The organism is Nonomuraea sp. NPDC052129, assembly GCF_040680095.1.
Taxonomy (GTDB): Bacteria; Actinomycetota; Actinomycetes; order Streptosporangiales; family Streptosporangiaceae; genus Nonomuraea.
Window position 1 is genome coordinate 81,457 of sequence record NZ_JBFAVX010000007.1, and the last position, 20,341, is coordinate 101,797.

Genomic DNA, 20,341 nt, shown 5'->3' on the forward strand with positions numbered 1-20,341 from the left:
CTCAAGGCAGGGCTCGTGTGACGCGACCGTAATCGGACGACCTCTTGACGAGACCTGTTGTTAACGTTCACAGTCATGCCAAGCCAGGAAGGGAGCACGGCAGTGGGAGCGACCCAGGGGCGTCGACCGCCGGTCATGGCCGATGTGGCCAAAGAGGCCGGGGTATCGCACCAGACGGTCTCACGCGTGCTCAACGAGCATCCCAACGTGCGCAGCGAGACCCGCGCGCGGGTGATGGAGGCGATCGACAAGCTCGGCTACCGCCGCAACCTCGTCGCCCGCGCCCTGGTCACCAAGCACTCCAGGACGCTCGGCGTGGTCAGCTTCGACACCACGCTGTACGGCCCGGCCAGCACGGTCTACGGCATCGAGCAGGCGGCCCGGGGGGCCGGCTACTTCGTCAGCATCGTGAGTCTCAAGTCCATCGACAAGATCGGCGTCAGTGACGCCCTCGACTACCTGGCCGACCAGGGCGTCGACGGCATCGTGGTGGTCGCGCCGCAACGGTCGGCGGCCCAGGCGCTGGGCGAGCTCCCGTTCGGGGTGCCCACGGTCGCCGTCGAGGGCGGCGAGGCCGGTGACGTGTCGGTCGTCTGCGTCGACCAGGTGCGCGGCGGCAGGATGGCCACCGAGCACCTGCTCTCCCTGGGACACGAGACGGTCTGGCACATCCGCGGCCCCTCCGACTGGCTGGAGGCCGAGGGACGCGTGGCCGGGTGGCGGGCCGCGCTGGAGCAGGCGGGCCGTCCGGCCCCTGAGCCGCTCGCCGGAGACTGGAGCCCGCGCTCGGGATACGAGGCGGGGCGCAGCTTGGCGAGCATGAAGGACGTCACGGCGGTGTTCGTCGCCAACGATCAGATGGCGCTGGGCGTGCTGCGGGCGTTCACCGAGCAGGGGGTGAGAGTGCCCGACCAGGTGAGCGTCGTCGGTTTCGACGACATCCCCGAATCGGAGTTCTTCTCGCCGCCGCTCACCACCATCAGGCAGGACTTCGGCGCGGTGGGCAGGCACAGCATCGAGGTGCTCCTTCGGCAGATCGAGGGCCAAGGCTCCCACGAGCGCGAACGCCTCGTGGTCCCGCCCTCGCTCGTCTCCCGGGCCAGTACGGCCCGGCGGTAGGCCGTACACGATAGGAAGCGCGCACGCACCCACGCGTTCGGTGTTAGCGCTCACATCAGAAGGGACCCCCCACGTGTTGAAGAGGATCTCGGTGTTGATGCTCGCCGGGTTCACCGCCATGGCGGTGGCCGGATGCGGCGGCGGCGGTGGTGGCGGTGGCGCGATCACGATGGGCTTCTCACAGGTCGGCGCGGAGAGCGGCTGGCGCACGGCGAACACCAAGTCGGTGCAGGACTCGGCCAAGTCAGCCGGGATCACCCTGAAGTTCTCGGACGCCCAGCAGAAGCAGGAGAACCAGATCAAGGCGATCCGCTCCTACATCCAGCAGAAGGTGGACGTCATCGCCTTCTCACCGGTGGTGGAGTCGGGCTGGGACACCGTGCTCAAGGAGGCCAAGGACGCCAAGATCCCGGTGATCCTGACCGACCGGGCCGTGGACTCCAAGGACACCTCGCTCTACAAGACCTTCCTCGGCTCGGACTTCATCGAGGAGGGCCGCAAGGCCGGCAAGTGGCTGGTGGACGAGTACAAGAGCAGTACCGACCCGGTCAAGATCGTCGAGCTGCAGGGCACCACGGGCTCGGCGCCGGCCAACGACCGCAAGGCGGGCTTCCAGGAGGTCATCAAGGCCGAGCCCAAGTTCCAGATCGTCGCCTCGCAGACCGGCGACTTCACCCGGGCCAAGGGCAAGGAGGTCATGGAGGCCTTCCTGAAGTCCACTCCGGACATCGACGTGCTTTATGCGCACAATGACGACATGGGGCTGGGTGCGATCGAGGCCATCGAGGGCGCGGGCAAGGTGCCCGGCAAGGACATCAAGATCATCACGGTCGACGCTGTCAAGGACGGCATGCAGGCGCTCGCCGACGGAAAGATCAACTACATCGTCGAGTGCTCCCCGCTGCTCGGCCCGCAGCTGATGGACCTGGCCAAGAAGGTCGTCAAGAACGAGACCGTGCCGACCCGCGTGATCACGCAGGAGACGGCGTTCAACCAGGAGCAGGCCAAGGCCGCTCTGCCCAACCGCCAGTACTGACCGCCGACCGGGGCCGGCCCTCGGGGGCCGGCCCACCCATACGAGCAAGAGGAGGAGAGGGGCGCCGATGGCCGTACCCGCGCCGATCCTGCTGATGAGCGGAATCGGCAAACAGTTCCCCGGCGTGAAGGCTCTCGACGGCGTGGACCTGCGACTGCTGCCGGGCGAGGTGCACGCGCTCATGGGCGAGAACGGCGCGGGCAAGTCCACCCTGATCAAGGTGCTGACCGGCGTCCACTCCATCGACGCCGGCTCCATCGAGCTGCTCGGCGAGCCCGTCTCGTTCGGCAGCCCGCTGGAGGCTCAAGGGGCCGGCATCAGCACGGTCTACCAGGAGGTCAACCTCTGCGCGAACCTCTCGGTCGCCGAGAACATCTTCGTCGGCCGCGAGCCCCGGCGCTGGGGCAGAATCGACTGGCGGCGGATGCGGGCCAGGGCTGCGGAGCTGCTGGCCCGGCTGGAGCTCGACCTCGACGTCTCGGCGCCCCTGTCGACCTACTCGCCGGCCATCCAGCAGATGGTGGCCATCGCGCGAGCCATCGACATCGAGGCCCGGGTGCTGATCCTCGACGAGCCGACCTCCAGCCTCGACGCGAGCGAGGTCGAGCAGCTCTTCCGCGTGATGCGCACCCTCAAGGAGGAGGGCATCGCGATCCTGTTCGTCTCGCACTTCCTCGATCAGGTCTACGAGATCTCCGACCGGATGACGATCCTGCGCAACGGGCGGCTGGTGGGCGAATACCTCACCGCGGAGCTCAGCCAGGTCGAGCTGGTCGCCAAGATGATCGGCCAGGAGCTGGCCGCCCTGGAGAAGCTGCATGGTGAGGCCAAGGTGTTCGACCGGCCGCTGCTGGAGGCGCGCGGGCTGGGCCGGGCCGGGGCCATCGAGCCGTTCACGCTGACCGTCCACGAGGGCGAGGTCGTGGGGCTGGCCGGGCTGCTGGGCTCGGGCCGTACGGAGGTCGCGCGGCTGCTGTTCGGCGCCGACCACGCGAGCGTCGGCGAGGTGAGCATCGAGGGGACGCCCGTCTCGTTGCGCGCGCCGCGCGTCGCGATGAACCACCGGATCGCGTTCTGCTCGGAGAACCGCAAGTCGGACGGGCTGATCCCCGACCTCACGCTCAGGGAGAACATCATCCTGGCCCTGCAGGCCACCAGGGGCTGGACCAGGCCGGTCCCGCGTGAGCAGCAGGACGAGCTGGTCGGCAAGTACATCGCCGCGCTGAAGATCAGCCCGGCCAACCCGGAGCACCTCGTACGCGACCTCAGCGGCGGCAACCAGCAGAAGGTCCTGCTGGCCAGGTGGCTGATCCTGGAGCCCAGGCTGCTCATCCTCGACGAGCCCACCCGCGGCATCGACATCGGCGCGAAGACCGAGATCCAGCGCCTGGTCGCCCAGCTGTCCGACGGCGGCATGGCGGTGCTGTTCATCTCCGCCGAGCTGGAGGAGGTGCTGCGGCTCAGCCACAAGGTCGGCGTCCTGCGCGACCGCAGGCTGGTCGCCGAGCTGCCCAACGACGACGACCTCACCACGGACGTGCTCATGGAGACCATCGCAAGCGGCGGCGCGGGCGGGGGGCGAACGGAATGAGACGCCTGCTCTGGCCGGTCGTCATCCTGGCCCTGCTGCTCCTCGTCAACGTGTTCTTCACCGCGAACTTCTTCTCGATCCAGATGCGCGACGGCCATCTCTACGGCAGCCTGATCGACATCCTGCGGTTCGGCGCCCCGCTCATCCTGGTCTCGCTCGGGATGACGCTGGTCATCGCGACCGGCGGCATCGACCTGTCGGTCGGCTCGGTGGTGGCGATCGCGGGGGCGCTGGCCTGCCTGCAGATCAGCGACGACGCCGGCGTGTTCACCGCCGTGGCGCTGGCGCTCGGCCTGTCGGTGCTGCTCGGGGCGTGGAACGGCCTGCTCGTCGCGGTCGTCGGCATTCAGCCGATCATCGCCACGCTGATCCTCATGGTGGCCGGGCGCGGCCTGGCCCAGCTGATCACCGGCGGGCAGATCATCACCGTCAACAGCCCCTCGTACAAGGTCATCGGCGGCGGCTACTGGCTGACCGTGCCCTTCGGCATCCTGCTGGTCGTGGTGGTCCTGGCGATCACCGTGTTCCTCACCCGCAGGCTGGCCCTGGGCATGCTGATCGAGTCGGTCGGCGGCAACGCCGAGGCCAGCAGGCTCGCCGGGATCCGCGCGCGCGGCATCATCATCATGGTCTACGCCTTCGCCGCGCTCTGCGCCGGCGTCGCCGGGCTGATGATCAGCTCGAACGTCTCCAGCGCCGACGGCAACAACGCCGGCCTCTGGGTCGAGCTCGACGCCATCCTGGCCGTGGTCATCGGCGGCACCTCACTGTCGGGCGGGCGCTTCTCGCTCGGCGGCACCGTGCTCGGCGCGCTGATCATCCAGACGCTGACCACGACCATCTACTCCATCGGGGTGCCGCCGGAGACCACGCTGCTGTTCAAGGCGCTCGTGGTGACCGCGGTCTGCCTCATCCAGTCGAAGTCGTTCCGCGAGAAGGTGTTCGGCCGTCGCCGCCGAGCCGTGCCGCCCAGCCCGGCGGCCGAGGAGAAGGTCAGGGTGACGGCATGACGACCGTGACGCTCAACGGCCTCAGGACGATCCCGGCCAAGTACGTGCCCGTCCTGGTGACCGCCGGCCTGTTCGTGGCGATGTTCGTCGCGGGCGGCATCCGCTACGAGGGGTTCGCCAGCGGGCAGGTGATACTCAACGTCTTCATCGACAACGCCTTCCTGCTGGTCGTGGCCGTCGGCATGACGTTCGTGATCCTCACCGGGGGGATCGACCTGTCGGTCGGCTCGGTGGTCGCGCTGTCCACGATGATCTCGGCGAGCCTGATGAAGGGACCCGGGTGGCCGCCGTACCTGGTGATCCCGCTGGTGCTGGTCATCGGCGCCGCGCTGGGGCTGGTGATGGGGTACATCATCCACGCCTTCGACATCCAGCCGTTCATCGTCACGCTGGCCGGGATGTTCCTGGCCAGGGGGCTGTGCTACACGATCGGCACCGACTCGATCCCCATCGAGGACCCGACGTTCACGGCGTTCGCGCAGACCAGGATCGACCTGTTCGCCGGTCTGTGGATCTCGCCGAGCGTGATCATCGCTGCCGTTGTGGTGCTCGTGGCGGCGTACGTGCTGCACTACACGCGCCTGGGCCGCGCCGTCTACGCCACCGGGGGCAGCGAGCAGTCCGCGCTGCTCATGGGCCTGCCCGTGGCCCGGACGAAGATCACGGTCTACACGGTCAGCGGGTTCTGCTCGGCGCTCGGCGGGGTGCTGCTGTCGTTCTACATGCTCTCGGGGTACGGGCTGCACGCCGTCGGTATGGAGCTCGACGCGATCGCGGCCGTCGTGATCGGCGGCACGTTGCTGACCGGCGGCTCGGGGTTCCTGCTCGGCACCGTGCTGGGCGTGCTCGTGCTGGGCCTGATCCAGACGGTCATCAGCTTCGAGGGCACGCTCAGCTCGTGGTGGACCAAGATATTCATCGGACTTCTGCTCTTCGTCTTCATCCTGCTCCAGCGTCTATTCTCGGCGCGCCGGACCTGACCTCCGGCACGGCCTCCGCCGTACCGGATCAAGGGAGATTGTGTGAACGCTAACAACAACACATACGTGATCGGTGTCGACTTCGGCACGCTGTCCGGCCGCGCCGTGGTGGTGCGGGTCGGCGACGGCGCCGAGGTCGGCACCGCCGTGCACGAGTACGCCCACCGCGTCATCGAGGACCGGCTGCCCGGCTCCGAGGTCCGGCTGGGACCCGACTGGGCGCTGCAGTCCCCACAGGACTGGCTGGACGTGCTGCGTACCGCCGTGCCGGAGGCCGTGGCCGCGGCGGGGATCGACCCGGCGCAGGTCGTCGGGCTCGGCACCGACTTCACCGCGTGCACGGTGCTGCCGACCACCGGCGACGGCACGCCGCTCTGCTTCCAGACGCCCGAGCGGCCGCACGCCTGGCCCAAGCTGTGGAAGCACCACGCGGCGCAGGCGCACGCCGACCGGATCAACGAGTTGGCCGCGCGGCGCGGGGAGAGCTGGCTGCCGCGCTATGGCGGCAAGATCTCCTCGGAGTGGGAGTTCGCCAAGGGCCTGCAGGTGCTCGAAGAGGACCCGGAGACCTATGGGCGGGCCGAGCGGTGGATCGAGGCGGCCGACTGGATCATCTGGCAGCTCACCGGGATCGAGACCCGCAACGTCTGCACCGCCGGATACAAAGGGATTTTTCAGGATGGGGGCTATCCGTCCGAGGACTTCCTCGCCGCCCTCAACCCCGACTTTGCTGGATTTGCCGGCAAGTTGGGACATGAGCTGTCTCCGCTGGGCGGGCTCGCCGGTCAGCTGACCGCGCAGGCCGCCGAGTGGACCAAGCTGCCCGAGGGCATCGCCATCGCCGTCGGCAACGTCGACGCGCACGTCACCTCCGCCGCGGCCGACGCCGTCCGGCCCGGCCAGATGGTCGCCATCATGGGCACCTCCACCTGCCACGTGATGCCCTCCGACCAGCTGGCCGAGGTGCCCGGCATGTGCGGGGTGGTCCGCGACGGGATCGTGCCGGGGCTGTGGGGATATGAGGCGGGACAGTCGGGCGTGGGCGACATCTTCGCCTGGTTCGTCGACAACGCCGTGCCCGCCTCGTACGCGCGGCTCGCGACCGACCGGGGACAGTCGGTGCACGACTACCTGACCGAGCTGGCCGCCGGGCAGCGGGTCGGGCAGCACGGCCTGGTCGCGCTCGACTGGCACAACGGCAACCGCTCGGTGCTGGTCGACCACGACCTGTCCGGCGTGGTCGTCGGCCAGACCCTGGCCACCAAGCCCGAGGACGTCTACCGCGCGCTCATCGAGGCCACCGCGTTCGGCGCCCGGGTGATCGTCGAGACGTTCGAGGCGTCGGGCGTGCCGGTGGCGGAGTTCGTGGTGGCGGGCGGCCTGCTGAAGAACCGCTTCCTCATGCAGGTCTATGCCGACGTGCTGCGCCGCCCGCTCTCGATCATCGACTCCGAGCAGGGCCCCGCGCTCGGCTCGGCGATCCACGCGGCCGTCGCGGCGGGCGCGTACGACGACATCCAGCAAGCCGCGGCCGTGATGGGCGCGCGGCAGGAGAACGCCTACGTGCCCGACGCGGACCGGGCCGACGCCTACGACCGGCTCTATGCCGAATACCGCACACTGCACGACTACTTCGGGGATGGACGAATGCTGCACACGCTACGCGCGATCAGGAACGAGGCCCGCTCATGACCGAGGCCATGCGGAAGACGGTCTGTGACCTGCACGCCGAGCTGGTGCGCAACAACCTCGTCGTCTGGACCGCCGGGAACGTCTCCGGCCGAGTCGTCGGCGAGGACCTGTTCGTCATCAAGCCGTCCGGCGTCACCTACGACGAGCTGACGCCGCAGAACATGGTCGTCTGCGACCTCGACGGCAACCTGGTGGCCGGCGAACACGCGCCGAGCAGCGACACCGCCGCGCACGCCTACGTCTACCGCAACATGCCCGAGGTGAACGGGGTGGTGCACACCCACTCCACGTACGCCTCCGCCTGGGCGGCGCGCGGCGAGGCCATCCCCTGCGTGCTGACCGCCATGGCCGACGAGTTCGGCGGCGAGATCCCGGTCGGGCCGTTCGCGCTGATCGGCGACGACTCCATCGGCCAGGGCATCGTGAAGACGCTCAAGGGGCACCGCTCGCGGGCCGTGCTGATGCAGAACCACGGCGTCTTCAGCATCGGCCCGACCCCCAAAGCCGCGGTCAAGGCCGCCGTGATGTGCGAGGACGTCGCCCGTACCGTGCACGTGGCCAAGCAGCTCGGCGAGCCGCTGGCCATCGCCCAGGACGACATCGACCGCCTGTACGACCGCTATCAGAACGTCTACGGACAACAGAGGAGCCCGCGTTGAACATCTGGTTTCTGACCGGCAGCCAGGGGCTGTACGGCGAGGACACGCTGCGCCAGGTCGCCGAGCAGTCGCAGCGAATCGCCGCGGCGCTCCCGGTGCCCGTCGAGTGGAAGCCCGTGCTCACCGACGCGGCCGCGATCAGGCGGGTGATGCTGGAGGCCAACGCCGACGACTCGTGCGCCGGCGTGATCGCCTGGATGCACACCTTCTCCCCGGCCAAGATGTGGATCGCCGGGCTGGACACGCTGCGCAAGCCGCTGCTGCACCTGCACACGCAGGCCAATGTGGAGCTGCCGTGGAGCTCCATCGACATGGACTTCATGAACCTCAACCAGGCCGCCCACGGCGACCGCGAGTTCGGCCACATCCAGACCCGGCTGGGCGTGCCGCGCAAGACGGTGGCCGGGCACGTCAGCGACCCGTTCGTGGCCGACCGGGTGCTCGCCTGGTCGCGGGCGGCGGCGGGCCTGGCGGAGGTGCGTACGCTCAAGCTCGCCAGGTTCGGCGACAACATGCGCGACGTCGCCGTCACCGAGGGCGACAAGGTCGAGGCGCAGCTCCGCTTCGGTGTCTCGGTCAACACCTACGGTGTCAACGAGCTGGTCGAGGCCGTGGACGCCGCCTCCGAGGCGGACGTGACGGCGCTGGTCAAGGAGTACGCCGAGCTCTACCGGGTGGCGCCGGAGCTGCTGGGCGAGCGGAACGAGTCGCTGCGCTACGCCGCCAGGATCGAGCTGGGCCTGCGCGGCTTCCTGGAGGCGGGCGGGTTCCGCGCGTTCACCACGAACTTCGAGGACCTCGGCGGGCTGCGCCAGCTCCCCGGGCTGGCCGTGCAGCGGCTGATGGCCGACGGGTACGGTTTCGGCGGCGAGGGCGACTGGAAGACCTCAGTGCTGCTGCGCACGCTCAAGGCCATGGCGCCGGGCGGCACCTCGTTCATGGAGGACTACACCTACAACATGACGCCGGGCGAGGAGCTCATCCTCGGCGCGCACATGCTGGAGGTCTGCCCGTCGATCGCCACGGGCACCCCGTCGTGCGAGATCCACCCGCTGGGCATCGGCGGCCGGGAGGACCCGGTGCGGCTGGTGTTCGACGCCGAGCCGGGTCCCGGCGTGGTCATCGGGCTCGCCGACATGGGGGACCGGTTCCGGCTGGTGGCCAACGAGATCGACATCGTCGCGCCGCCGCACCCGCTGCCCAACCTGCCGGTGGCGCGCGCGGTCTGGCGACCCCGGCCGAACCTGCGTACCTCCGCCGAGGCGTGGCTGACCGCGGGCGCGCCGCACCACACCGTGCTCTCGACGGCCGTGGGCACCGAGGAGCTGACCGATCTGGCCGACATGCTCGGGGTCGAGTTGCTGGTCATCGACGCGGACACGACGGCTCGGGGGTTCGCCAAGGAGCTGCGCTGGAACCAGGCGTACTACCGGCTGGCGCAGGGCTTCTAGTCGCCCTTGGGGGTGTCGTCAGGTGGCTTCGGGGCGTTCCTGCGCTGTTCCTCGGCCCGCTCGCGGAGGCGGCGCAGGAACTCCTCGTCGTCGTCGGGGTTGCTCGCGGTCGCGCGCCCCGGCCGGTCGTACTCGGGGTACCCGGTCGGCCGCGCCGGCGGGAGCGCCTGCGGGCGCCCGGCCACCAGCCAGATGATGGAGCCGACCAGCGGGAACAGCAGGACGACGAGCACCCAGAGGATCTTCGGCAGATTGCGGCACGCCTCTTCCGGCGTGGTGATCGCGTCGAAGAGGCAGTACAGCCAGAGCACGAGCGTGGCCAGACCGAGGGCCTCGGACAGGTAGAGCACGGAATTCTCCTCGGCGGCGCCCAGAGCGCCTTTGTCGTCGGCGCTTTCGTCGGCGGCACCCGAAACTAGCGCCCCCTCGCGGCGCTGACAAGAGCTATGGAACTGTAGGGCAGTGACGTTGAAGAATTGGGCGGGAAACATCGCCTTTCAGATGAAAAACGTGCATCATCCCTCCTCCCTCGACGAGCTCCAGAGCCTTGTCGCCGGCACCGCCTCCATTCGGGCGTTAGGCAGTGGCCACTCCTTCAACGACGTCGCCGACTCGACGGGGGACCTGGTCGTTCTGGACCGCCTGCCGTACGAGATCGAGATCGACAGCGCCGCGGCGCGCGTGCGGGTCGGCGGGCGGGTGACGTACGCGGAGCTCGCGCCCGTGCTGCACGCGAGCGGGTTCGCGCTCGGCAACCTGGCCTCGCTGCCGCACATCTCGGTGGCCGGTTCGGTCGCGACCGGCACGCACGGCTCCGGCGGCGGCAACCAGAGCCTGTCGGCGGCCGTTTCGGCGCTGGACCTCGTCACCGCCGACGGCTCCCTGATCACCCTCGCGCGGGGCGACGCCGACTTCCCCGGCGCGGTCGTGGCGCTCGGCGCGCTCGGCGTCGTCACCTCGGTCACGCTCGACCTCGTGCCCGCCTTCGAGCTGCGCCAGTACGTCCGGGAGGGCCTGCCCGACGACTTCGACTTCGAGGCCGTCATGTCGGCCGGCTACAGCGTCAGCCTGTTCACCAACTGGCTGGCGACCACTGTGTGGCTCAAGCGCCGCACCGAACTGCCCCTCGGTGACTGGCACGGCACCCGCGCGGCCGACGGGCCCCGCCACCCGGTGCCGGGCATGCCGGCCGGGAGCTGCACCGAACAGCTCGGCGTGCCGGGGGCGTGGCACGAGCGGCTGCCGCACTTCCGGGCCGACTCGCCGCCGAGCAGCGCGGGTGACGAGCTGCAGTCGGAGTTCCTGCTGCCCAGGGGGCGGGCGGCCGAGGCGCTGCGCGAGCTGCGGGCCATCGGCGACCGCCTCAGGCCGGTACTGCAGATCTCCGAGGTACGCACGATCGCCGCCGACGACCTGTGGCTCAGCCCGTATCTCGGCCGCGACACCGTGGGTGTGCACTTCACCTGGATCAAGGACACCGAGGCGGTGCTTCCGGTGATCGAGCTGGTGGAGGAGCGGCTGGCGCCGTTCGATCCCCGGCCGCACTGGGGCAAGCTGTTCACCCGGTGGCCGTCGTGCCCGGAGCGCTTCCGGGACCTGGTGGGGCGCTACGACCCGGCGGGCAAGTTCCGCAACGACTTCGTTGGGACGCTGCTGGATACCTGACCGGATCTGACAGGTATGACCCGCACCATGGGACGCATGACAGCCAAGGGAACCTTCGACACCGCCGACTGGACACCCCAGCCTCCGTACGAGGAGGGCGACGGCGTGTCGCTCGCCCACGTCACGCTGGGCAAGACCTTCCACGGCGACCTGACCGGCACCAGCACGGTCAGCATGATCATGGCGTTGACGCCGGTGGCGGACTCCCGTGCGTACGTGGCGATGGAGCGGGTCGTGGGCACGTTGGCAGGCCGGTCGGGCAGCTTCGTCCTGCAGCACTTCGCGGTGGGCGACCGGGGCGAGCAGTCACTGCGCGTCTCGGTCGTCCCGGACTCCGGCACCGGCGGGTTGAGCGGACTCAGGGGGGAGATGGACATCCTCATCGCTCCCGACGGCTCACACTCGTACGTCTTCGACTACCGGCTCTGAGGGACGTTGGCGTCCGCGGCGACGCGGCGGACGGCGAACGCGAGCAGGACCAGGGCGCCGAGGCCGAACACGATGTGGCTGACCAGGTTGATCAGGGGAGTCGCCGGCACGACCGGGCCGGAGAAGAAGGCATGCCACACGTAGGTCAGCAGGGCGCCGCCGGCCAGCGCCATCCGGTGCCTGCCGTCCCATCCGCGCCGGGCCGACCAGAACAGGGCCAGGGCCGTCATCCCCACCTCGACCCCGGCCAGCAGGGTGATCCCCAGGCCGACCTGGTCGCCGAGCAGGACGTTCGGCGCCTCGAACAGGACGCCCGCCACCAGCGTCACCACGAGGACCAGCCAGGGCGCGGGCGCCTCAGCGGCCCGGTGAACATTGGTCCGGCGCGGTAGGCGGAAGGCCAGCACGACGAGCGCCACCACGATCACCACGATCGCCACCAGCTGCGGCACGGACGCCAGGAAATGTCCGTTCATGTAGCTGAACACCGTTGTCAGGGCCGCGCCCAGCACGGCCAGCACGGCGGTGACGGTCAGCCCGATCTTGCCGAGCCACGGCGTGGTGCGCCGCGCACCGGTCAGCTCCTCGGTGAGCGCGATGGGCACGCTCATGCTCCACACGGTGTGCAGGGCCAGCACGAACAGCGTCCACGGCACCCCGATCCCCAAGGCCGGGACGAACCCGGGATCGAGCAGCCGTTGACCGGCGTAGTTGGGGTTGAACAGCGACATCGTCATGATCCCTTCCTCGAACACGCCGTAGGCGAGGGACATGAGCACGATGCCCGGCCAGCCGATCCCCGCCCTGCGCGCCACCTCGCGGATCAGCAGCGCGGCGCCGCCGTACGTGGGGGCGAGCAGGACCAGGAAGTGCAGCGAGGTGAGCGGGAAGTCGCCGAGCAGGAACTCGGCCACGAGCGGGGACAGGAGGGCGAGGCCGAAGGCCGGCAGGATTCGTCGCATGCCACCGATACTCCTCAGAACCGGGCGCGACGGGAGGTGCCATCCATCCTGACCTCGCTATGACAATCGTCCTACGACGGCCCTTAGATTCGAGGGATCGTTACCGATCAGCCGGTGAAGGGACGAACGCCGTGTGGGACCCCGAACTCGCCGAACTGGAGCGCCGCAAGCGGCTGGCCGAGCGGATGGGAGGCGAGGAGCGGGTCGCCCGCCAGCACGCGACCGGGCGGCTGACGATCCGCGAGCGCCTGGCCGCCCTCGCCGACAGCTGGCGCGAGGTCGGCGCGCTCACCGGCCAGGCCGTGTACGGGGAGGACGGGCTGGAGAGCGTCACCCCGTCGAACGTGATCATCGGCCGGGCCGTGGTCGCCGGGCGGCGGGTGGTCGTGGCGGGCGACGACTTCACCGTGCGCGGCGGGGCGGCCGACGCCGCCATCCACGAGAAGCAGGTGCTGGCCGAGCGCATGGCGGGGGAGATGCGGGTCCCGCTGCTCAGGCTGATCGACGGGACCGGCGGTGGGGGCAGCGTCAAGCAGCTGGAGGATCTCGGGCGCACGTACGTACCGCACAACCCCGGCTGGGACCAGGTGGTGGCGAACCTGGGCCGGGTGCCGGTGGTCGCGCTGGCGCTGGGTCCCGTCGCCGGGCTGGGCGCGGCCCGCCTGGTGACCTCGCATGTATCGATCATGGTCAAGGAGCTCTCTCAGGTGTTCGTCGCCGGGCCGGCCGTGGTGGAGGCCGGGATGGGGGAGCGGGTCGGCAAGGAGGAGCTGGGCGGGTGGCGGACCGTTTCGGCGGCGGGGACCGTGGACCTGGTCGCCGAGTCGGAGGAGGAGGCGTTCGAGCTGGCCAGGCGGGTGCTGGGGTACCTGCCGCAGAGCGCGTGGCGGCTGCCGCCCGTATCGAAATCTGATGATATTTCCGGCAGGGAGTCGCCGGAGCTGCGGGACATCGTGCCCAGGGACCGGCGCAGACCGTACGACATGCGGCGGATCATGGACCTCGTCTTCGACACCGGGAGCGTGCTGGAACTCGGCAGGAGGTTCGCGCCTTCCACGATCACCGCGCTCGCCCGCCTCGACGGGCACTCGGTGGCCGTGCTGACCGCCGACCCGCGCGTCTACGGCGGCGGCATGACGGCGCAGGGCGCGGACAAGACGGCCAGGTTCGTGGACCTGGCCCAGACGTTCCACCTGCCGGTCGTCCACCTCGTGGACCAGCCCGGCTTCGTGATCGGCAGCGCCGCCGAGCGGGCCGGCACCATCAGGCACGGCGCCCGCGCGCTGGCCGCCGTCTACCAGTCGACCATCCCGTGGGCGTCCGTGCTGGTGCGCCGCGTCTTCGGCGTCGCGGGCGCCGCGCACCGGCCCCACGACAGGTACGGCCTGCGGGTCGCCTGGCCGTCCGGTGACTGGGGCTCGCTGCCGATCGAGGGCGGGCTGGAGGTGGCCTTCAAACGCCTGCTCGCCGAGGCGGGACCGGAGGCTGAGACGCTGAAGGCGGAGATCGCCGAGCGGCTGGAGGCGGTCAGGTCACCGTTCAGGACGGCGGAGGCGTTCCTCGTCGAGGACATCATCGATCCGGCGCGGACGCGGCCGATGCTGACGGAGTGGGTCCACGACGCCTACGCCGTCCTCGACCCGGGCCCCCGATACACGACCCGCCCGTGACCTCAGGGGGTTGGGGCGGCGCTCAGTTGGCTGATCGCGGCCTGGACCGTGGCCAGGTCGCCCAGGCGGGCGGGCGTCGCCATCGGCACCCTCTACCGGCACTTTCCCGAGCGCGGCGATCTGGTCGACGCGATTCTCGACGAGAAGATGGCGGCCTGGAGCGACCTGGCCCGCGAGTCGCTCGCTGCCGAAGACCCGTGGCTGGGGCTGGCGGGTTTCCTGGAGCGCACCTGTGAGTTGCAGGCCGCCGACCAGGCCTTCGCCGAGCTGGCCTGCGTGTCCCACCAGGACGACCAGGCCGAGATCAATCAGCTGATCTCCCGGCTGGTGGAGCGGGCGCAGGCGGCGGGGGTGCTGCGGCTCGACATCGGCCCGCTTGATCTGGCGTTCTTCATCATGGCCAACTCGCGCGTGGCGCAGGCCGACGCGAGCCGGTGGCGGCGCCACTTCACGCTCATGCTCGACGCCTTGAGACCCCCGCCACCGGCCGGTTAGAGCCCTTCGGGGAAGTCGGTCATCGCGTTGAGCAGCGGCACCAACTGCTCCTCCTCGTAGTCGAGGTGCGCCTCCAGTTCGCGGGACAGCTGATCGAGCTCGGCGCCGACGTCGCCCTCGTCGGGGAGCTCGCGGATCCGCGCAAGCAGCCGCGCCACCACCTCGTGCTCGGCGCGCAGCCGGGCCAGCACCTCCACCAGTTCGGGATGCGCGTCCGCCAGGTGCGGGAACAGGACGCCGTCCTCGCCGGTGTGATGGGCGTGCAGCGCGTCGCAGAACGTCAGGCAGTGCTCCCGCAGGTCGGGCCGCGAGCCGGGTGTCCGCCGCAGCTCCGCGAGCTCTCGCCGGAAGCCGTCGTGCAGCTTCACCAGCTCGTCACCCATGGCGATGAGTCGTTCCTCGCTCATGTCACACCACCTCCTGGACAGTTTTTGTACGCGTATAGAAAGTAGCATGACAGGATGCCCGCACGTACTGGACGGCCGCCCAAGATCTCCCGGGCGGACATCGTGTCCGCAGCCCACCGGCTCATCGAGGCCGAAGGGACGGAGAGCCTGACGATGCGCAGGCTGGCCCGTGAGGTCGGCACCACGCCCATGGCCCTCTACCACCACGTGCACGACAAGGAGGAACTCCTCCTGCTGCTGCTCGACGACTACGCGGCGGCGATGCCCCGGCCCGAGCTCCCGGACGAGCCGGACGAGCGGATGGCCGCGGCGGCCATCGCCATGCACGACGCGCTGGTGGGCGTCCCGTGGATCGTGGACATCCTCAGGGCGGACGACCTGCTCTCGGTCAACGCGTTGTGGTATCCGGAGATGATCATCGACGCGGCCGTACGCGCCGGGCTGTCGCTGGAGCTGGCCGTGGCCGCGTACCGGATCATCTGGCACTACACGGCGGGGGAGATCACCGCGCGGGCGGCGGCGCTGCGCAGGCGGGAGGAGGGCAGGCCGACGTACCGGCGGCAGGTGTTCGCCGCGCTCGACGCCGAGGCGTTGCCGCGCCTCGCGGCGGTGGGCGGGCGGTGGGAGGAGCTCACCGCGCGCGACACCTACGGCGAGGGGCTGCGCGCTCTCGTGGCCGGGCTGCTGCTAAAAGGGTTGGCCACGGGACGGTCGTCCGTGAAACGGTCTGAGCCTGATGATCACATGGACTGAGGCGGGCGAAGAGTGTTCGGCGGCGTGGCGGTCCGCGCTGGAGGCGCCGCCACCGGCTCGGGTGGTGATCGCCGACGACCGGATGAAGGCCGACACCGCCTACCGCCTGGCTCGCGAGGGCACCGCCCTGCTGTGGCGCGGCGACTTCCAGAACGCCCGGCAGCTGCTCCAGGCGATGGGCCGCCGGTGCGAGCCGGCCGAGCCCGGCGCCACGTTCGACCGCTACCGCCAGGCCCAGGGCCGGCGGGCGCGGACGCTCGGCCTGCTGCTGATCCCGTACGACGAAGGCCACGTCATTCCGCTCACCCGCGCTCCCGACATACGGCAGGCGTGCGAGGAGGTCTACGGGCCGGCGGAAGGTCCGTACGTGGGGTCGTTGCGCGAGCTGCTCGGGCTGATCGGCGCGCACGAATGGCGCAAGAAGGGCGTCGAGATCCCGGCGCTGGGTGCCCGGATCCATCCGCATTACGGAGTGTTCTCCCCGATCCGTGGTGAATACATTGATCTGGTGGCCCAGGCGCCGCTGCCTGGCAAGCGGCTGGCCTTCGATCTCGGCACGGGCACCGGAGTTCTGGCCGCGGTGCTGGCCAGGCGGGGCGTCGAGCGGGTCGTGGCCACCGATCTCGACCGGCGCGCGGTGGTCTGCGCCCGCGACAACATGACCCGGCTGGGCCTGGCCGATCGGGTCGAGGTGGTGGCGGCGGACCTGTTCCCACCGGGGCGCGCGTCGCTCGTCGTGTGCAACCCGCCCTGGCTGCCCGCCGAGCCGTCGTCGCCGCTCGACCGGGCGGTGTACGACCCCGGTGGATGCATGCTCCGGGGCTTCCTCGACGGCCTGGCCGAGCATCTGGAGCCGGGCGGCGAAGGGTGGCTGGTGCTGTCGGACCTGGCCGAGCACCTTGGCCTGCGGTCCCGTGCCGACCTGATGGCGGCGTTCGACGGCGCGGGGGTGCGGGTCATGGACCGGCTCTACACCCGGCCGCGTCACCGGCGCGTGTCCGACGGCACCGACCCGCTGAGGGCCGCGCGGGCCGCCGAGGTGACGTCTCTGTGGCGGCTCGCCTGCTGAGGGTGTGGCTTTTGGCCGGTGTACTCCGGCTCGCACGGCTCAGAAGCTCGGCGCGTACGGGCATGAGCGCGGTGGCAGGTTAGCCAGCCCCTCTCCGCGGCAGAAGAGATACATGCACATTTCGGGGGTACAGACCGTTTTGCCCGATTACCGCTACGCGCAGGCGGAGATCACCGAGGCATTCTCCCGGCTGACCGAGGCCGACCTCGACCAGCTCGAACGCTTCCACGCAGCCACCGGCGTCCAGAGCCGGAACCTGGCCCTCCCACTGGACGACTACGCCAAGCTGGACTCGTTCGGCCGCGCCAACGACATCTACCTTGAGATCGCGCTCGACCTGAGCGAACGGGCACTTCGTGGTGCACTGGACAAGGCGGGCGTATCACCGCGGCGGGTGGATCACCTGGTCTTCTGCTCGACCACCGGCCTCGCCACGCCGTCCTTGGACGCGCGGCTGATCCAGCGCGTGGGGCTGCGGCCGGACGTCAAGCGGGTGCCGGTGTTCGGGCTGGGCTGCGCGGCGGGGGCCTCCGGCCTGTCGCGGCTGAACGACTACCTGCGCGGCTGGCCCGAACAGGTGGCGGCGCTGGTCTGCGTGGAGATGTGCTCGCTGACCACCCAGCGCGACGACACCTCGATCGCCAACCTGGTCGCCAGCGGCCTGTTCGGCGACGGCGCGGCGGCCGTGGTCGCGGTGGGACGCGGCCACGGGCCGGAGGTGGTGGCCACGCGCAGCAGGCTGTACTCGGGCACGGAGCACCTCATGGGCTGGCAGGTGAGCGAGCGGGGCTTTCGCCTCGTACTGGACGCCGAACTCACCGCCTTCGTGGAGAAGGTGCTCGCGGGCGACATCAGGGGCTTCCTCGCCGACAACGGACTCACCCCCGAACAGGTCGGCACCTGGATCTGCCACCCCGGCGGCCCGAAGGTGATCGACAAGATCGTGGAGCGGCTGGGCCTGGATCCGGCGGCTCTGGAGGTCACGTGGCGGTCACTGCGCGAACACGGGAACATGTCGTCGGTCTCGGTACTGCACGTCCTGCAGGAGACGCGCGGCCGTCCGGGCCAGCCGGCCGTGCTGCTGGCCCTCGGGCCCGGCTTCTCGGCCGAGTTGCTCCTGCTGCACTGGTGACCTCTTTGACTCCTTACACGAGCCTGATCGGGCTGATGGGTCCGTACACGCTGCTGATCGGGCTGGTCGTCGTCGAGCGGCTGGCCGAGCTGGGCGTGGCGCGCCGCAACCTGGCCTGGGCCAGATCGAAGGGCGGCATCGAGTACGGCCGGTGGCACTATCCCTTGATCGTCCTGGCCCATACCGGACTCCTGCTGGCCTGCCCGGCCGAGGTGTGGCTGCTCGACCGGCCCTTCATCCCGGCGCTCGGCTGGCCGATGCTCGCGATCGTCCTGCTGGCCCAGGGGCTGCGCTGGTCGTGCATCGCCCACCTGGGCAGGCAGTGGAACACCCGCGTCGTCGTGGTGCCAGGGATGCCGCTGGTCGGCGCCGGGCCGTACAGGTGGCTGCGTCATCCGAACTACGTGGCTGTGGTCGCGGAGGGGGTGGCGCTGCCGCTCGTCCACACCGCCTGGCTCACCGCGCTGGCGTTCACGCTGGTGAACGGGGTATTGCTGACGATTCGCATCCGGGTGGAGGAGGCGGCGCTGGTCGGCTGACCGGATCACGTGTTGATCGCGGTTTGCGCTCGCTTGCGTCACCGGCCCGGCCAGGCCATTTCCGGGAGCCGTCATACGGGCCGGAGGTGGTTGCGATGAAATTTCGTCCTTTGGCGATCAGCGTCGGAATTGCTGGACTCCTGGCACTGGCCGCTTGCGGCGGCGGTCCCGGGGGGAACAAGGGAGACTCCGGCCTTCGGGCGCCCGCTTCGTCCAGGGCCGCACCGTCGGCTTCGTCCAGGCCCGAACTCCCCGCGGATGCCAAGCCCGAGGCTCGGGCGAGCGCGTCCGCGAAGAACCAGAGCGCCGCTCCCGAGGAACAGAAGGACACGTCGGCGGAGCAGATCTCGACGTTCGCCTTGGACGTGGACACCGCTTCATACACCTATGCCCGCCGTACCCTCCAGGAAGGACGCTGGCCCGAACCGGGGCAGATCCGGCCGGAGGAGTTCGTCAACGCGTTCCGGCAGGACTACACGCAGCCGCGGGACGACGGGTTCACCGTGCACGTCGACGGCGCCATGATGCCGTCACGCAACCAGGCCGTCCTGCGCGTCGGCCTGCAGACGCGCGCCTCCGACGCGGCGGCGCGGCGCCCCGCCAACCTCACCTTCGTGATCGACGTGTCGGGGTCGATGGCTGAGCCCGGCCGGCTCGACCTGGTGAAGCAGTCCCTGGACACGCTGATCGACCAGCTCGCGCCGGGCGACCAGGTGTCGATCGTCTCCTTCAGCGACGAGGCCACGGTGCTGGCCTCGATGACGCCGCTGGCCGCCCGCACCGAGCTGCACGCGGCGGTCGACCAGCTGACCGTGGCCGGCAGCACCAACCTGGAGGCCGGGCTGGTCACCGGCTACGAGCAGGCGGCCAAGGCGTTCCGCCCCGCGGCCACCAACCGGGTCATCCTGCTCTCCGACGGCCTGGCCAACCAGGGCAGCACCGAGTGGCGTTCCATCCTGGACCGGGTCAAGGAGTACGCGGGCCGGCAGGTCACCCTGCTGACCGTCGGCGTCGGCCGCGACTACGGCGACCAGCTGATGGAACAGCTGGCGGACAACGGCGACGGCGCCGCCGTCTACGTCAGCACGCAGGAGGACGCGGACAAGGTCTTCGCCTCGCAGCTCCCGGCCACGATCGAGCTGCGGGCGCGCGACGCCAAGGCGCAGGTGGTCTTCAACCCCTCGGTGGTGGAGGGCTACCAGCTCATCGGGTACGAGAACCGCGCGCTGTCCACCGAGGAGTTCCGCGACGACAACCGGGACGGCGGCGAGATCGGCCCAGGGCACTCGGTCACGGCTCTCTACGCGGTACGGCTCAAGTCAGGCGCGACGGGGCAGCTGGCTCAGGCGACCGTACGCTGGCAGAACCCCGACACCAGAAACCCCGCCGAGACGAGCAAGTCGGTGGACGTGGGGGCGCTGACGGAGTCGGTATGGGAGAAGGCGCCGGTGCGGCTGCAGGTGGACGTGGTGGCGGCGGCTTTCGCGGTGTACATGCGGGACCGGGAGGCGTTCGGGCTGACCCTGCCGACGCTGGGGGAGCAGGCCAAGCGGCTGGCGGAGGCGGCGGAGGACCCGATGGTGACTGAGCTGGCGGGACTCATCGACAAGGCCCGCTCGGTGGGGTAGCCGCTAACCAGGCATTTTCCGGCTGGGCCGCTTCCTCGGGAGGCGGCCCAGCTG

The 20,341-nt window shown here is 70.1% G+C and carries 20 protein-coding genes; 17 read left to right on the forward strand and 3 right to left on the reverse strand.

The window, feature by feature from the left end; all coding sequences use genetic code 11:
- Nucleotides 1-135 precede the first annotated feature (135 nt).
- The 8 genes from AB0L53_RS18355 (at nt 136) to araA (ending at nt 9,538) form a co-directional block, all read left to right on the forward strand.
- Nucleotides 136-1,119, forward strand: coding sequence for a LacI family DNA-binding transcriptional regulator (locus AB0L53_RS18355; protein ID WP_363995467.1), 984 nt, complete (start codon nt 136-138; stop codon nt 1,117-1,119).
- A gap of 73 nt (nt 1,120-1,192) precedes the next feature.
- Nucleotides 1,193-2,155 (forward strand): ABC transporter substrate-binding protein, encoded by a 963-nt coding sequence (locus AB0L53_RS18360; protein ID WP_363994771.1) that lies wholly within the window; start codon nt 1,193-1,195, stop codon nt 2,153-2,155.
- A gap of 67 nt (nt 2,156-2,222) precedes the next feature.
- Nucleotides 2,223-3,746 (forward strand): sugar ABC transporter ATP-binding protein, encoded by a 1,524-nt coding sequence (locus tag AB0L53_RS18365; protein WP_363994774.1) that lies wholly within the window; start codon nt 2,223-2,225, stop codon nt 3,744-3,746.
- Complete coding sequence (locus AB0L53_RS18370; RefSeq protein WP_363994777.1) at nt 3,743-4,756, forward strand: ABC transporter permease; 1,014 nt, start codon at nt 3,743-3,745, stop codon at nt 4,754-4,756. Before AB0L53_RS18365 ends, AB0L53_RS18370 begins: the two co-directional genes overlap by 4 nt.
- Entirely contained in the window at nt 4,753-5,736 is a 984-nt protein-coding gene (yjfF, locus tag AB0L53_RS18375; protein ID WP_363994780.1) for a galactofuranose ABC transporter, permease protein YjfF, read from the forward strand. Before AB0L53_RS18370 ends, yjfF begins: the two co-directional genes overlap by 4 nt.
- Before the next feature lie 42 nt (nt 5,737-5,778).
- Complete coding sequence (gene araB, locus AB0L53_RS18380; protein ID WP_363994783.1) at nt 5,779-7,428, forward strand: ribulokinase; 1,650 nt, start codon at nt 5,779-5,781, stop codon at nt 7,426-7,428.
- On the forward strand, nt 7,425-8,087 hold the full coding sequence (locus tag AB0L53_RS18385; RefSeq protein WP_363994786.1) for an L-ribulose-5-phosphate 4-epimerase: 663 nt from the start codon (nt 7,425-7,427) through the stop codon (nt 8,085-8,087). The genes araB and AB0L53_RS18385 overlap by 4 nt, the downstream gene beginning before the upstream one ends.
- Complete coding sequence (gene araA / locus AB0L53_RS18390) at nt 8,084-9,538, forward strand: L-arabinose isomerase (protein WP_358555134.1); 1,455 nt, start codon at nt 8,084-8,086, stop codon at nt 9,536-9,538. The genes AB0L53_RS18385 and araA overlap by 4 nt, the downstream gene beginning before the upstream one ends.
- On the opposite strand, the gene AB0L53_RS18395 is transcribed toward araA, so the two are convergent.
- Nucleotides 9,535-9,888, reverse strand: coding sequence for a PLDc N-terminal domain-containing protein (locus tag AB0L53_RS18395; protein ID WP_358442191.1), 354 nt, complete (start codon nt 9,886-9,888; stop codon nt 9,535-9,537). The genes araA and AB0L53_RS18395 overlap by 4 nt on opposite strands.
- Nucleotides 9,889-10,039: 151 nt before the next feature.
- Here AB0L53_RS18395 and AB0L53_RS18400 point away from each other — a divergent pair, with 151 nt between their 5' ends.
- Together AB0L53_RS18400 and AB0L53_RS18405 are read left to right on the forward strand one after the other, a co-directional pair.
- Nucleotides 10,040-11,203: an FAD-binding protein gene (locus tag AB0L53_RS18400; protein ID WP_363994789.1), complete on the forward strand. Its 1,164-nt coding sequence runs from the start codon at nt 10,040-10,042 to the stop codon at nt 11,201-11,203.
- Between the two features lie 36 nt (nt 11,204-11,239).
- The gene (locus AB0L53_RS18405; RefSeq protein WP_358555143.1) at nt 11,240-11,632 is read left to right on the forward strand and encodes a DUF3224 domain-containing protein; all 393 of its coding nucleotides are present in this window, start codon (nt 11,240-11,242) and stop codon (nt 11,630-11,632) included.
- Here the strand turns inward: AB0L53_RS18405 and AB0L53_RS18410 are convergent.
- Nucleotides 11,620-12,594, reverse strand: a complete 975-nt coding sequence (locus AB0L53_RS18410; protein WP_363994792.1) for a hypothetical protein — start codon at nt 12,592-12,594, stop codon at nt 11,620-11,622. The two genes, AB0L53_RS18405 and AB0L53_RS18410, sit on opposite strands and share 13 nt — an antisense overlap.
- A gap of 131 nt (nt 12,595-12,725) precedes the next feature.
- On the opposite strand from AB0L53_RS18410, the gene AB0L53_RS18415 reads away from it, so the two are divergent.
- Both AB0L53_RS18415 and AB0L53_RS18420 read left to right on the forward strand, forming a co-directional pair.
- On the forward strand, nt 12,726-14,264 hold the full coding sequence (locus AB0L53_RS18415) for a carboxyl transferase domain-containing protein (protein ID WP_363994794.1): 1,539 nt from the start codon (nt 12,726-12,728) through the stop codon (nt 14,262-14,264).
- A 48-nt stretch (nt 14,265-14,312) separates the two neighbouring features.
- Nucleotides 14,313-14,759, forward strand: coding sequence for a hypothetical protein (locus AB0L53_RS18420; protein WP_363994797.1), 447 nt, complete (start codon nt 14,313-14,315; stop codon nt 14,757-14,759).
- On the opposite strand, the gene AB0L53_RS18425 is transcribed toward AB0L53_RS18420, so the two are convergent.
- The gene (locus AB0L53_RS18425) at nt 14,756-15,166 is read right to left on the reverse strand and encodes a hemerythrin domain-containing protein (protein ID WP_363994800.1); all 411 of its coding nucleotides are present in this window, start codon (nt 15,164-15,166) and stop codon (nt 14,756-14,758) included. The genes AB0L53_RS18420 and AB0L53_RS18425 overlap by 4 nt on opposite strands.
- A gap of 54 nt (nt 15,167-15,220) precedes the next feature.
- Here AB0L53_RS18425 and AB0L53_RS18430 point away from each other — a divergent pair, with 54 nt between their 5' ends.
- The 5 genes from AB0L53_RS18430 to AB0L53_RS18450 all read left to right on the forward strand — a co-directional run bounded on the left by AB0L53_RS18430 (nt 15,221) and on the right by AB0L53_RS18450 (nt 20,287).
- Complete coding sequence (locus tag AB0L53_RS18430; RefSeq protein WP_363994803.1) at nt 15,221-15,919, forward strand: helix-turn-helix domain-containing protein; 699 nt, start codon at nt 15,221-15,223, stop codon at nt 15,917-15,919.
- Nucleotides 15,903-16,988, forward strand: a complete 1,086-nt coding sequence (locus tag AB0L53_RS18435) for a class I SAM-dependent methyltransferase (protein ID WP_363994806.1) — start codon at nt 15,903-15,905, stop codon at nt 16,986-16,988. The genes AB0L53_RS18430 and AB0L53_RS18435 overlap by 17 nt, the downstream gene beginning before the upstream one ends.
- A 112-nt stretch (nt 16,989-17,100) precedes the next feature.
- Entirely contained in the window at nt 17,101-18,120 is a 1,020-nt protein-coding gene (locus AB0L53_RS18440; protein WP_363994809.1) for a 3-oxoacyl-[acyl-carrier-protein] synthase III C-terminal domain-containing protein, read from the forward strand.
- Nucleotides 18,121-18,125: 5 nt separating this feature from the next.
- Nucleotides 18,126-18,659, forward strand: a complete 534-nt coding sequence (locus AB0L53_RS18445) for an isoprenylcysteine carboxyl methyltransferase family protein (protein WP_363994811.1) — start codon at nt 18,126-18,128, stop codon at nt 18,657-18,659.
- Between the two features lie 95 nt (nt 18,660-18,754).
- Nucleotides 18,755-20,287 (forward strand): von Willebrand factor type A domain-containing protein, encoded by a 1,533-nt coding sequence (locus AB0L53_RS18450; protein ID WP_363994814.1) that lies wholly within the window; start codon nt 18,755-18,757, stop codon nt 20,285-20,287.
- The last annotated feature ends 54 nt before the right edge of the window (nt 20,288-20,341 follow it).